This is a genomic window from Wolbachia endosymbiont (group B) of Philonthus cognatus, assembly GCF_947179345.1.
GTDB lineage: Bacteria > Pseudomonadota > Alphaproteobacteria > Rickettsiales > Anaplasmataceae > Wolbachia.
In genome coordinates this window covers 100068-114691 of record NZ_CAMXBG010000002.1, presented here as the reverse complement: position 1 = coordinate 114691, position 14624 = coordinate 100068, and the positions used below count along the sequence as shown (strand labels likewise).

At 34.5% G+C, this 14624-nt stretch carries 11 protein-coding genes; 4 read left to right on the top strand and 7 right to left on the bottom strand.

The window, feature by feature from the left end; translation table 11 throughout:
- Positions 1-8: 8 nt before the first annotated feature.
- Together ONG78_RS02425 and ONG78_RS02420 are read right to left on the bottom strand one after the other, a co-directional pair.
- Positions 9-3365, bottom strand: a complete 3357-nt coding sequence (locus ONG78_RS02425) for an ankyrin repeat domain-containing protein (RefSeq protein WP_264377584.1) — start codon at positions 3363-3365, stop codon at positions 9-11.
- A 9-nt stretch (positions 3366-3374) separates the two neighbouring features.
- On the bottom strand, positions 3375-4343 hold the full coding sequence (locus tag ONG78_RS02420; protein WP_264377583.1) for a hypothetical protein: 969 nt from the start codon (positions 4341-4343) through the stop codon (positions 3375-3377).
- 73 nt (positions 4344-4416) lie between these two features.
- On the opposite strand from ONG78_RS02420, the gene priA reads away from it, so the two are divergent.
- Positions 4417-6393 carry a replication restart helicase PriA gene (gene priA, locus ONG78_RS02415; RefSeq protein ID WP_264377582.1) on the top strand — a complete coding sequence of 659 codons (1977 nt, stop codon included), beginning with the start codon at positions 4417-4419 and terminating at the stop codon, positions 6391-6393.
- Positions 6394-6506: 113 nt separating this feature from the next.
- Positions 6507-7292, top strand: a complete 786-nt coding sequence (locus ONG78_RS02410) for an ankyrin repeat domain-containing protein (protein WP_264377581.1) — start codon at positions 6507-6509, stop codon at positions 7290-7292.
- A gap of 158 nt (positions 7293-7450) precedes the next feature.
- Here the strand turns inward: ONG78_RS02410 and ONG78_RS02405 are convergent, their stop codons facing one another.
- From ONG78_RS02405 to ruvA, 5 genes are all read right to left on the bottom strand, one after another.
- Entirely contained in the window at positions 7451-8929 is a 1479-nt protein-coding gene (locus tag ONG78_RS02405; RefSeq protein ID WP_264377580.1) for a hypothetical protein, read from the bottom strand.
- A gap of 30 nt (positions 8930-8959) precedes the next feature.
- The gene (locus tag ONG78_RS02400) at positions 8960-9139 is read right to left on the bottom strand and encodes a hypothetical protein (RefSeq protein ID WP_019236822.1); all 180 of its coding nucleotides are present in this window, start codon (positions 9137-9139) and stop codon (positions 8960-8962) included.
- Between the two features lie 847 nt (positions 9140-9986).
- Positions 9987-11216 (bottom strand): hypothetical protein, encoded by a 1230-nt coding sequence (locus ONG78_RS02395; RefSeq protein ID WP_264377579.1) that lies wholly within the window; start codon positions 11214-11216, stop codon positions 9987-9989.
- A 268-nt stretch (positions 11217-11484) separates the two neighbouring features.
- Positions 11485-12474, bottom strand: coding sequence for a Holliday junction branch migration DNA helicase RuvB (gene ruvB, locus ONG78_RS02390; protein ID WP_007302374.1), 990 nt, complete (start codon positions 12472-12474; stop codon positions 11485-11487).
- Complete coding sequence (gene ruvA / locus ONG78_RS02385; protein ID WP_264374517.1) at positions 12471-13043, bottom strand: Holliday junction branch migration protein RuvA; 573 nt, start codon at positions 13041-13043, stop codon at positions 12471-12473. Before ruvA ends, ruvB begins: the two co-directional genes overlap by 4 nt.
- Positions 13044-13335: 292 nt before the next feature.
- Between ruvA and ONG78_RS02380 the strand changes: the two genes are divergently transcribed.
- Positions 13336-13860 (top strand): c-type cytochrome, encoded by a 525-nt coding sequence (locus ONG78_RS02380; RefSeq protein WP_264374516.1) that lies wholly within the window; start codon positions 13336-13338, stop codon positions 13858-13860.
- A gap of 1 nt (position 13861) precedes the next feature.
- Positions 13862-14617, top strand: a complete 756-nt coding sequence (locus ONG78_RS02375) for an alpha/beta hydrolase (protein ID WP_264377578.1) — start codon at positions 13862-13864, stop codon at positions 14615-14617.
- Positions 14618-14624: the final 7 nt, after the last annotated feature.

Here is a 14624-nt window from a genome sequence, read left to right as displayed (position 1 = left end):
CTTTTACATTACATAAACTCATCACTTTTATAGAACATCTCATTAAAATCATTCAAAATTCCAAAATCTTGATTTTTAATAAATAGATGCCCATCTGCAATATAGGACTCAGCAAGAGTAAATGGTTCATCATGATGCTGTGATGCTGGCCTAACAATTTCATTGTACAAAACCATTACTTGCTCATAATTGTATCCACTACCATCATGATATTTACCACGTATAGTGTCATAAAAATTTCTTACATCATCATACGTAACTTGCAGTTCTACCTTATATTTCCCTATTTCAACAGCCTCACCCACTTTGATTTTTAAAGGATGTTGTGATTCTTCTTTCACATTATCTATAACAATTGTTTCCTCTTGCTTCTCTTCGTCTACTCTTATCGATCTTTTACTCCTTTCTTCAATTACAGGTTGATCTGCTGGCATTTGGTCTATATCGTTAGATTCTTCTTCTTGCATAGTAATTTTTTTGAGATAGCTAAGCATATCCTTTCCAGCTTTTTCCCAAGTTGCAGCTTCTTTTGAAAGCTCACGATAATAAGAATCATTATCGCCTTTGCTATCTATTACATCTCTTGCTAGTCCTTTCTCTTCTGCCCATAACTCAGCATGTTCAACAAGTGTCCTGCCATCTTTGCCTACAACGTCAACGTCAGCTTTGTTTTTTATTAGATATTCTATTGTATCTAACTTTCCATGCCTCACTGCATGAACTAAAGGTGTCCAACCATCATTATCCTGAGCATTAATATTCGCACCTTTTTCAACTAACTGCTCTATCATCTTCTTATTCCCAAGATCAACAGCAAGATGCAAAGGTGTTAAGCCGTAGCTATCCTGAATATCAATATCCGCATTATGCTCTATGAGATATTTAACTACTTCCATATTTTTCATGTGCATGGCAAAATGTAGTGGAGATTTACCAGAGCTAATATCACGGGTATCAACATCTATACCACGATCTATTAAGTATTTAGCAATTTCCGTATGTTTTAGCTCAATTGCATAGTGCAGCAGTGTTTGAGCTGACGTGTTCTTTATACCAAGATCTGCGCCATACTCAATTAAACTCTTAACTATTTCCGAATTCCCTAGCTTAATAGCAGCAAGTAACGGAAAAGTATAATAACTTTTACTATTAGGATCTGCGTTATGATCTAATAGATACTTCACTATTTCTGTATTACCTGAATAAATAGCACTGTATAATGGTGTTTGGGAATAAGCATCTTGAATATTAGGATTTGCACCACGATCTATTAAGTATTTAGCTATCTCTATATTTCCAGACTCAATAGCATAGTGTAAAGGTGTCTTATAATACACATATTTAGTATTAGTTTTCTGATAATAATTGTCATGAACATTAAGATTTGCTCCATGATCAATAAGATATTTTGCTACTTCCGTATTTCCTGACTGAATGGCATAATGTAGTGGCGTTTGTCCATTATGGTCTCTTGTATCAATATATGAATTGTGTTTTAGTAGCGTTGCTACTTTGCTTAAATCTCCCAATGAAGCAGCAAAATGTAAACTAGTCGCACCTGTTACCTTATTTATCTCGTTTACTTTTCCTATAGTATTTTCTACATTATTGTCATCAATATTCACCTTTAAGAAAGGCTGTTTATTATACTTCATAACTTTTGTTGTAACAGCTTTTTCTTGTTCGTCTTCACTCGCTTTTTTAGCAGGTTGCATAGAATCTTCTCTACTGACACTTGATTTAGATTCTATCTTGGTTTTATCACCACTTACATTATGTACTGGGCTATAACCATATAGACCCTTGCCTGCACTTTGTTGGCTTGTTGAACTTTCAACACTGTTAGATTCAACAACATTATATTCCATATGTTGTTCGCCGTTCAACTCAGCTTTGACCCACTGTTTAAACTCTCGATCATAACCTTTTAGCTCAGTCAAAAAATCCTCAACTAATTTCTTACCTTGATCCCTATCATGATATCTCTTATAAGTGGAGAGGCTCTTTAGTAAATTATCAATTAAGTCCGGGTGTTTATGTTCAAGAAACTTTACTACTTGCTCTGCTTCTGAATAGTAGTGATTTCCTTGATAATCATTACGTAATATCTCATCTAGTTTAAGATTCTTATTTTTTATTGCAATTAAAGCTTCTTTATCTCCGTGATCATTAATGTGTTTGCCATTTTCTAAACCAGCAACATAGTTAGCAATAGCTTCGTGCATTGCTTTTGGCAAGATATAGCTTAGACCAAGATTTGCAAAGTGCATTGCATGCCCTATCTCGTGCTCTAACGTATGTTGATTTAAATTCCCTTTACTATCTAGGTAGACATAAACGTCAGCAGCATTTCCCTTATTTAGATCGATCATTCTTGTGTAGCCATTAACACCGTCGCCAGCATCGAATCCAACTTTTTTCAAGTACTCTTTAAACTCATTTTGAGTGTTGAATACATAAGTATTGATCCTTATATCATGGTCAGAGGTATTAAAAGCACCCTTAAAGTCTCGTACAGCATCTTTAATGCTTTTTTCTATTGTATCTAGCTTATTGGCAGCTAAGTCATACTTGATATTTATATTAGTGTTATCAAGGGATACAGTTTTGCTACGTGAAAGGTTTGACATTACACCATCCATGTAATTTACTATTTCCACTTGCCCTTGCTGTTTAGCATAAGTAAGAGGTGTACCATCGCATGCTCTTTTAATATAAAGATCAGCACCATTATCTATCAGACATTTCACCATATCTAAATTTCCACGTGTAATAGCTAGGTGTATCGGAGTGTAGTTATGAGTAAGATTTATATCTGCACCGTTTTTTATTAAATAATCTACTACTTCTGTATGACCTTTATTGACTTTTACATTTGCAGCAACATGAAGAGGAGTATCATTCCATTTATCTAAAACATCAAGCCTAGCACCTTTTTCTACTAAAAATTTCACTGCAGCTAAATTTCCATCTTCAGCAGCTTTATGCAGAAAGGTTCTGCCGATACTGTCTTGTCGGTTTATATCTGCACCTTTGTCTATCAAATATTCTGCTAATTCCATACGTCCAAGTGAAATAGCCATGCCAAGAGGATTATTATATTTACCCAGGTTAACATCGGCATTACCTATTTCGACTAGAAATTTTATCATTTTCTCATCATTGTTCATAACAGCATAAAAAAGTGGAGTGAGCTCATGTTTATCTTGCACGTCCACTCTAACGCCTTTATCTATTAACAGTTTGACCTCATCGAAACGCCCACTAAAAACAGCTTTATGTAGAGCAGCATAGCCTGTAGAGTCTTTAGCATCTAAGTCTAAATTTTTTGATTTATCATATTCAGAATTTGTTTTAAATTTCATATTCACCTCTTAAAAATTTTCACTATAAATAAGTCTTGAGAAAAATGCGTTAACTGTAGATTCAGCCTTTACCTTGCTTTTGCACAACTGCTGAGATAGTTGATCATCGCTGAAAAGCCGATTCTTAGTATTGAGATATTTAGCATAGCTGCCAGCAGGTATTGAGTAAAAACCGCTTTCAAGTTCAAGATAAGAGCTGCTATTCAGAACAAAAAATAAATCGCTCTGGTCAAGCAGTATGTCATAACCAGAGCTCGTGCAATGTAAGTATTCATTGCTTTCATACTCTGCTATGTAGTACTTACTTGCATCAAGATCACCATTAAGCTGTAAAATTGCTGCTGAACGTCCATTCCCAATACTATGGCCTTTTATTACTTTAAGTACTTTAATCTCATCATTTTCTATGAGTTCTCTTAACTTTTCATTCTTTTGATTTAATTCTTCCTCTGCTTTTCTTCTGTCTTCTTCTAATTTTGTTTCTTTTTCGACAAGCTCATTTTGTATTTGCAAAAACATATCTTGAATGGTTAAGCCATTTAGAAAGTAATCCAATACACTTGACACAAACGGCTGCAATTCACCATTATCTTCAAAGCTCTTTTCCTGCTTTTTGTCATATTGAGTGGGATTATAGATTGCATACAGAGGATAAAAACCATAATTCACCTCGTCGAATGATAACTCTACCGAAAATCCGCTCTGATCAAGTGGAAGTTTAGTAGCTAAATATCTACCATTATCATCTCTGATATATAGCTCATTTATACCATAGTGACCACTATATTTGTTGTAATAAATATAAAAATTCTCAGGATTAAGATTAAAGTAATCATCTAAATTGTTAGGTTTACCGAGCTTTTCACGTAGAAAACTCTTGCTCTTATCTGTAAGTTTGATGCGTGTAGAGAAGTAACACCGATCTATTCGGTCACTTTTTTCTATTTCAAAGTCTAGGACTATTTTATCGCTAAACATACAGAATTTCCTCACATTTCCAGTATTTATGATTATAAATTGTGTACTATGAAAAAAGCATTAAGGCTTCTCTATGTATCTAAAAACAGTTGACGTATTACTGCCACTTCCAATTGATCAGCTATTTTCATATGCAGTTGAGGAAGATACTGAAGTTTCAATTGGAGATTACGTAGTGGTACCATTTGGCAGAAAGCGTTTGATTGGAATAGTTTGGAAATATAGCGGCAAGAGTGATCGAGAATTAAAATGCATTGAACAAAAGATCGAGTTACCGAGCATCAGACCAAAACTGATCGAATTTGCAGAGTGGGTTGTGCAGTATAATGTAATACCTATTGGTATGCTTGCAAAAGTGATAATGGGAGGAGTATTAAAGGTAAATCAGATAGATAAGTTAGTTTTCACTAAGCAAAAGCAGGAAATAAGTGAAATAGATTGCCAATTAAGCCCTGAGCAGCAAGCAGCTCGCGATAAGATAATAAGTAATTTGAATGAGTATTCAGTGACTTTGCTTGACGGTGAAACCGGGTCTGGAAAAACGGAAGTTTATCTCTCTGTGATTGCAAGGTTAATTGAAATCGTAAACGATGCACAAGTCCTGATCCTTCTGCCAGAAATTGTCCTAACTTCACAATTAGTAAATCGTGTTCACAGTCAGATATCTGGAAATATAGCTGAGTGGCATTCAGGACTTACTCCCAAAGCTCGCCGAAATAATTGGCTTAATATAGCAAATGGAAGTGCGCAGATAATTATTGGGGCAAGGTCAGCACTTTTTTTACCTTATAAAAACCTAAAATTAATCATCGTCGATGAAGAGCATGACTCATCCTTTAAACAGGAACAAGGAATTATATATAATGCTCGAGATATGGCCATTATCTTAGCCAAGCTCGAAAATATTCCGATTATTTTATCATCCGCTACTCCGCTGCTTGAAACAATTTATCATGTTAAAAAAGGGAATTACAACCATGTAAAGCTAACCGAACGATTCGGTGGTGCAGAGTTGCCGCACATAAAAGTAGTGAATAATAAACAATGGATTTCAAATGAGCTTTTCGAAGGGATAAAACAAACCATAGAGAAAAAACAGCAAGTTATGCTCTTTCTAAACCGCAGGGGGTATGCGCAACTTGCAGTTTGTAAAAAATGTGGATATAAAATTTCCTGCTCAAATTGCACTGTATGGCTTACGTACCACAAGAAAAAGAATGTCCTTTTATGCCATCACTGTTCTTATCAATTAAAACTTCCAGAAAAATGCTCCAATTGTCAAAGTGAGCAGTCATTGCTCCTTTATGGTGTGGGAATTGAAAGGTTAGTTGAAGAAATAGTGAAATTAATACCAAATGCAAAAACTGCAATTATCAGCAGCGATCAGAAGTCGCTTGGTAACGTAATTGACTCAGTGCTCAAAGAAGAAGTGAATATTATAATCGGTACACAAGTGATTGCTAAAGGGCATAATTTCCCTAAATTAACTTTAGTTGGAGTGATAAATGCAGATTTAGGCCTTGAAAACTCTGACCTCAGGGCAGCAGAAAAGACGTATCAATTATTGCATCAAGTTGCAGGAAGATCGGGAAGATTCAACGAAAAAGGAACGGTAATAGTGCAAACTAATAATCCTGAAAGTTTGATAATAAAAGCATTGCAGCAGCAAAAAAGGGATTTATTTTATGAAACTGAACTTGAGTCAAGACGCAAAGCTAAAATGCCACCATTTAGTAGATTAATAGCGCTTATAGTTTGCGGTAAGGATCAATTTGCAACACAAAAAGCAGCAAATGAGATAACAAACTTTTTGCATAATCAATTTTCAACTACCTCTCAGCACTTGACACTGAAAGAATTTGAAATTTTTGGCCCATCACCAGCAGCAATAAATTTTTTAAACAATAAATATCGTTATAGAGTGTTACTAAAAATATACAATAACCATAGTCTATTCATAAAGAAAAAGCTGAAACATTGGATTAAAAACTATAATTCGAGTTCAAACATTACAGTAACAATAGATGTTGATCCTGTGAGTTTTTTTTAACAAAATTACGGAATTTATTTGACATTCACAGAATTAATTGTATTAATTTTTTAATTAAAAATTTGACTTTTATTAGAATTTATTATATTATTAGTATAAAATAGATAGATAACATGAATTTACTTACATTTGTTACTAACAGAAAAATTAAAGAGTTGCAAGAGTATCTTAATGATAATAGCGAAATTGTGATTAACAAGAATTTATTCACAGAAGCTATTTCAAATAGAGCTCCTAGAAATGGAAGTCCTATCAATAAAGAAGGAGGAAAGATAGTATACCCTATCTTGAAACACTGTATTAAACACAATAGTGCAAGGTCTGAAAAAGGAGATATATTACCGTTTCAAAACGTGATGAAGATTTTAGATGAAGCTGTGAGTATACTTTCTAATCCTCAGTATTTCGACAGATTGATCAATTTTCGAGATCAAAGTAGAAATACATTATTACACCAAGCTGTTATAAGTAATAACACTAAAGCAATAGAAGCCCTTTTGACATATGGTGCAAGCCCTTTGATAAAGAATAAAGAAGAGAAAATCCCATTAGATTTAGCTCAAGGAGATATAAAAAAATTACTCATCGAATGTATGAAAGACCAAGCTCAATCGAAAAAAGAAAGTGCTAGATGTAATAGTTTGATTGGCATTATACCTGGCGTTTTTCTTGGCATTGGACTCGGTGTTGGTGGTGCTTTAGTCCCTTCAATGACTATTATATTATGCGCACTCGCAGTATCTGCTCTTGTTGCTGGAATAGCAGTTGGACTGTCTATATATTTCCTAAGTCAAGACTATAAACAGGCTAAATTGATAGAAGGAGTTGTTGCTATTGATTCTCAATTGAATTCCGTCAAACCTGAAAAGACTGCAGATAATAAAGCAGTACTAGGATAACTGTGAGTTTTTTAACATTAGATTTCTTGCATAATCAAGTGTGATCCCAGTGTCAGCTACTTGTATAACAAGAAAGAAAACACTGGTCTCACATGCATCTAAACGGATACATAACCTTTCATTCACAATTCATCTTTGAATAGCCTAATTTCCTTTAGCTATAAAATACAGCAAGATGATTTTTTACTAGTAGATGTACGCTTTACAGGATGCCGGTCAGGCATTGATTCACACTGTTGTTCTAAAGAACACTGTTTAATTGTTGTTTTGGGCTTATTAAAAGAAGATCGTGCTGAAGAAACGCAAATGCCACTATCCTTAGCCGAATTATCATCTTTAATTCTTTGTGCATCTTCATCATAGTAATTGAGGTCAAGGAATTTGCTTGAGTTTCCATTATGTGATTTACCTATAACTGAATTCTTAGGTGAACCAGCAAAACCACTATCTGCACTTGGTCCATCTGTCCCTACTTTTTCTTCAGAAGGGGCAAGAGTTTGTGGTTTCATAGCTGGCACACGTGCAGGATCAATGGACAGTTTATAATCCTCATTGATTACAGAGCTTTCTATGACTTTATTCATCACACAGTAAGCAATGTCTGGGTTAGCACAATCTATTGCATATATTCCTTTATCACTAAGCCCTAGCTTTAATAGCACAATCTCGTCAATACAATCTTCCATATTATTTAATACATCCATGCCAAATATCTTATTAAGATGCTCAGCCTCTTCTCTTTTTAAAAGTATAAGATGATCATTACTACACTTAAAAACAGGGATTAAAATCGACTTTTCTCCTTTTTTCAGATAGTCAGGGCGTCTTTTATCAGAGCAAGGGACACGCATTATATTATTAACTGACGTGTCTGCTTTGCAAAATAAATCAACTGGCAAAAATTTTCTGTCTACAGAAAGTGGATCATCAATATTTGAAACTTCAAAAGCACGATACTCAATCATTGAGGTTTCTTTTACAATATTGTTAATGAACTCAATCTCATCAAAAACGTTTGACTTTATATATATCTCATTACCCTTAATTTCTAAAGCTTCCTCAGGAGACTTCCTATACTCTCTTATCTTTGATAACAATAAACCTTTAAACCTGTCTTGTAATTCTCTACCATTGGAATCAAAACGTATAGCATATAGGTAATTTTTTCTATCCTTAACTTCTAACTCCTCCCCCCAATACTTGTCCATAGAATCTGGATCTTTTTCTACTAAATAGTTCTTTTTACTATATACACAATAATTGGCTAGCGAACATTTTAAATTAAAAACCACCTTATTATCTATTGGTATTGAAAATTTATATTTTTCTTTATCTTTTTTTAGAAGCTTTTTATCACATTTAAAAGGAAAAGAATTCATATCAAAAGACAATCCAGCCATATCATATCTCTCATCTATTTCATATTCTCCATAATACTTATCTACTATACTTTCTTTCAACTTACTCAGGTAGTCCATGCATTGCTCTTTATCCATGTTTTCATCAAATGAGATAACTATATGATCCTTGTAAGAACCTTTTTCTACGACCAGATTAGTAGCAATAATCTCATGATAATTAAGAATAACATTAAACGCTCTTACTAATTCTCGATTTATTTCACTTTTATTAGGCATAACGCCACCCCCTAAATTAAATTAACATAATTACTTACTACTACCTTGACCACTAGATTGATTTTTCTTTCTTTCCTCTTCACGTTTAATCCTGTCTCTAAAATCATCTATTGTAACATTTTCACCCCTCAAATTTCTCAGATTAATCTTTCCTCCTCCTGGAGCAGTATTATCAAATACTCTTTTGCCTGAATCATTGTTACCATGCATATCAACCTCTAAATTAAATTATTATGTAACGAGTATATTAAGAATCAATTGTCAGCACAAGCAGTTTTTTAACATAAATTTTATTCACCATTTTTATACTCCTGGATTCCAGACTGGGATGACAAGAGAAGAAGTGCTGGAATAACAACTTTTTAAATTAAGTTTTCTGGATCCCAGTGTCAGCTACTTGAATGACAAGAGAGAGAGCTACTTGTCCGCCATGTCATTCCAGCACTTGATGCTGGAATCCAGATGAAAAACCAGTGTCACGCACTGGGATGACAAGAGAGGAGGTAATGGAATAACACCTTTCCTTATTGACTTAAGTTGCAACTGTACAAACATTGCAATATGGCACATCGTTGGCACTGCCTCCCATTCAAGACGGTGTCATTCCAGTCTGGAATCTAGAAGAAGAGAAAATGGATCCTAAACTGAAATAACAACTCTTTTAAACTAAGTTCTCTGGATCCCAGTGTCACGCACTGGGATGACAAGAGAGGAGGTAATGGGATGACATCAAAGGAGGCACTGGAATGAAAATGAAGGGCTACCTGAATGACAGACCGGTTTTCATTCAAATTTTATTCAAGACGATGTCATTCCAGCGCGTGACGCTGGAATCTAGAAGAGAAAATGGATCCTAGACTGAAATGACAACTTTTTTAAACTAAGTTCCTGGATCCCAGTGTCAAGCACTGGGATGACAAGAGAGGAGGCACTGAGATGACAACAAAGGGGCCACTTGAAGACAAGAGAGAGCTACTTGTCCGCCATGTCATTCCAGCACTTGAAACTGGAATCCAGATAAAAAACCAGTCTGGAATGACAAAAAGAGAGAGAACCTTTACACACTTCTCTCTTTGCTAACTGAAGAAACATGGTTTTCAACTCTTACATTATCAGTTAATCCTCCTGGCAGTTCAACAGAAGCATTAGACTTAGTAGCTTCTCGCTGATTACTATTGCGTCTATATTTAGCTCCTTCTTTATCTAATCCCCTTGCATCGCATTTAAAGCGCTTAACTCTCCTGTGTTCCTTTTGATGTGGAGCAGGTGGACAGACAGCTAATTTTGGTTTTTCATTTTTCTCTTCTTTTGCTTCTTTCTTTTCTTTATTCATTTTTTCCAGTTTTTGTACTTCACTATTTTTGTGACTTATAACAGGTTTAGGTAGAGTGTCTACTAATTTTTCTATAGGCTTTGGTAAAATAGCATGTTCTTGCTTATTCAGAGTGATTGGCATTGGAACTTGAGATGAAAAATTAAATAGGGAAATTGGTGTGATTTCACTCACTTTTGTTTCTATTTCTTGACGAACTTCTTTTGATTCTGTTTTTTCTGCTTTTTTGTCTCTTTTTTCCTCAGTTACATCTTGCTCTACTACTGCTGCTAAATCAACTGCAAAAATTTCTGCAAACATTGCAATGACTGAGCCCACGAGAAAAGTTTGAAGCTTCAATTTTAAATTTTGCAACGCTTGCAAACGTTCGAGTATTGCTATTTCCTCTTCCGGAGATAACCCACCAGTGAGTAATTTCTCCTGCAATTCTTTTATCTCTTTGTCTAGCCTTTTATCCCAACTTAAGTCTAAATCTTTTTTGAAGATCTTTTTAACTAATTCCTTAAGCTTATCACGCAAAAAATTAATTATCGAAAGAAGCAGATTTTTCTCTTTCTTCTCCTTGAGCATTTTGTAGACTTTCGGATCTACATTTACTTCAAAAAGATTAAAGAGGGATTCAAAGAAATTTGCGAATACCCCTTGATTATTATCAGTAAAGTAATCCTCATTATCTTGTATCTGTAGCTCTACTTGAGATAATGTTTCATCAATGCAACTCGCAGCCTGACGCTCAAGCTCTATTCTCTTGAGCTCAGCTTTCCTAGCAAGCTCCTCCATGAATCCTTTTAATTCATTGAGCTTCTGCTCTGCAGAGAGATCTTGCTCCCTGATTCGACTAATGAAGATTGAGCTACCGTCCTCTTCGTTGTTATTGATTAAAAAATTTTTCATTGCTTTTTCTCCATTAATTGAATTACTGTTTCTATAATTGTTTAGAAAGCTTTTTACCATTTTATCTTAAGTCTATAAAACACAATAACTCAATCTTACAATATGAAGTATTTAATAAGTATTAATCTTAAAAAACATCAGTAACTTATTGATATTTTTACATTTATACTATATATAGGCTAGCATATATTACGTAATTTTTCAAGAACATATTCACTATAACAGAAGACTTTCTTATTTGCCTCTAAAACACCTGCAAATCATATAATAAGAGAATATTATAATGTTTAGTGTAATACTATACAATGTTATAAAATATAGTATAATACTAGCATACCACTGAATTAATGCTGAGATATTCCCTTGCTTGATCAGTTAAAACACGTCCTCTTGGTGTGCGCTTTACGAAACTGACCTTGATTAAATAAGGTTCTACTGTTTCTTCAATATTGCCAACATCTTCAGATAGTGCAATAGATATGGTGTCAATTCCAACAGGTCCTGAGGTGTTAAACAAAAATCTCAGATAATCCATATCTAATTTATTTAGTCCCATTTTATCTATACCCAATTTTGATAGTGCAGAACCGGCAATTTCACAGGTAATTTTTTTATCATCTTTTACTTCAACAAAATCTCTTATTCTTCTGAGTAATCTCAAAGCAATTCTTGGAGTACCACGGGCGCGGCAGGCAATTTCTTGCACAGCATCCTTTTCGATTTCAGCACAAAGAACTCTTGCACCTCTTTTTATAATATCAACCAGTTCCTCAAAAGAATAAAACTCAAGATGCAGGGGAATACCAAAACGATCCCTCAGCGGTGCAGAAAGCAGTCCAAGCCGTGTTGTTGCCCCAATCAGTGTAAATGGTGGTAAATCTATTCTTAAAGTTCTGGTAGATGGGCCCTCACCTACTAGTATATCTAGGCAAAAATCTTCCATAGCAGTATATAAAACTTCCTCAATGCTACGATTTAATCTATGGATCTCATCGATAAATAGAACATCTTTTGCATTTAAAGTAGTGAGCACTGCAGCTAAGTCCCCAGCTTTACTAAGCAATGGACCAGAAGTTGCACGAAAGCTAACCCTTAATTCCTTAGAGACAATTTGTGCTAAAGTTGTTTTACCAAGCCCTGGAGGACCATAGAGCAATACGTGATCCAAAGCTTCAGCTCTCGTCTGTGCAGCATTTATAAACACTTTTAAATTTTGTATTAAGTCTTTTTGCCCGACAAAATCATCAAGTTGCTCAGGCCTGATATTTAAATTACGTACATCTTCAGAGTATTCCTTACTACATGATATTGACTTCATATTGTTTTAAGCGCCATACGAATAATATCTTTAGTGTCCAAGTTTGGTGATTCATCTTCTATTTTTTTTATTGTATCATAAGCTTTTGTTCTTTCATATCCAAGATTGATCAAAGCTGAAAGAGCATCTTCACTAATTGAGTGAAAATGATTGTTATTTATCTCTAATTTACTTACTTTGCCATTCAGCTCAGTAATAATTCGATTTATGAGTTTCAGGCCAAGTCCACTCACCTTAAGTGCTAGTTTATTCTCATTTATAATTGCCAAAAACAGTTGCTCTGGAGTTAATTTGCTCAAAATTGACATTGCGGTTTTATAGCTGACACCGCTCACTTTAACTAATAAACGCAGACACTGCTGTTCTTCTTTACTTATAAAGCCATATAGCTGAGTAACGTTTTCTCTGCTATTTGCATAAGTGTCGATAAGTAATTTTACTCTACTTCCAATCGAACAAGCACTTAAAGTTTTGGCTGAAAGATATACTATGTAGCCAACATCATTCACATTCAGGATTATGTGATCGCTACACACCTCATCAACTATTCCTCTTAGATTTCCTATCATTTCTAGTACTTTATAAAATTCAGTTTAAATGCTACTGAATCTTAGGTCAAGCAAACGAACATTATAGAAGTGGTTCCAGTTTCAATCATTTTAGACAGGTTTGCAGGAAATCTATTTGAATATATTATTCCGGACCAGTATGTGACTGGACCACGGAGTTACTTCAGCAGCAGAATTGCGGTCTATTAACTAAGTAATAGAAATTTCTATCTTTGGTAGAATAAAGGTAATTGTTTGCTGTTTGCGAAAATATTTGCATAATTTAAGTAACATTACTTGATAAGAATTAACTATGGAGCTTAATAAGATTGCAGCATCGATTTTACTTTCTGGATTAATAATTATGATAGTTAGTAATGTAGTTGATATGTTCTATAACCCAGAGGATTATAAAATTGAACACCAAACAATAGTAGCAGCCAGCAATGAGCCTCAGCAAAAGATTGAACAAGTGGCACTTGATATTGGGGAGCTCATGCAAAATGCTAGCTTTGAAAAGGGGAAGTCAGCAGCAAAAAAATGTATAGCTTGTCATAGTTTTGAGAAAGGTGGAATGAATAAAGTAGGGCCAAACTTATGGAACGTGGTTGGAAATAAAAAGGCCCATCTTAGCAGCTCATTCAATTACTCAAAAGCACTACTTGAAAAAGGTGGGAAATGGGAGTATGAGGAATTATTTGCTTTTTTAAAAAATCCAAAAGCCTACATAAAAGGTACACGTATGGCATTTGCAGGCATTTCCAATCCACAAGAGATTGCAGATCTAGTCAGCTATTTGCGTTCGATGAGCGATAGTCCGGTTGCCTTGCCAAAGTAGTATGAATTATTGTAAATTACTCGATGAAAGTAATGACCATATAGCATATCGAAAGCTACAAGGAAAGAAGGCTTCTATAGTTTTTTTTAGTGGTTTTGCATCCAATATGGATGGAACTAAAGCAACTGCCGTTTACAAATTTTGCCAAGAAAATGATATAGCACTTGTGCTCTTTGATTATTTTGGCCATGGTAATTCAAGCGGTGATTTTGCTGATTATACAATAAGTGATTGGCAAAAAAATTGTGCTAAAGTGATAAGTGAATTAACTAGCAATAAACAAATAATTATAGGTTCAAGTATGGGAGGATGGCTGATGCTGCTCACTGCTCTTCAATTTCCAGAAAAAATTGCAGCATTAATCGGCATATCGTCTGCTCCTGATTTTACTGAAGATTTGATATTCAAGCAATTGTCAGGCAAGCAAAAAGAAGAACTAGGTTCGAAAGGTATAATAGATTTTACTTCAGAGCATTGTACATACAAAATAACTAAAAATTTGATCGAAGATGGCAGAAAGAACCTTCTTTTAAACAGAGAAGCAATAGATATAAACTGTCCTGTGCGCTTATTGCATAGCATTAATGATAAAGATGTTCCTTATCAAACTTCATTGAATTTAGCTGAAAAAATTAAGTCAACAGACGTTGAAGTACACTTAATAAAATCAGCAGAACACAACATGTCTGATAATCATTCACTGAAAATTTTATTTAAGACCATCAGAGAATTTTTGCCAGGAGAAATATATAATTGAAGTAATT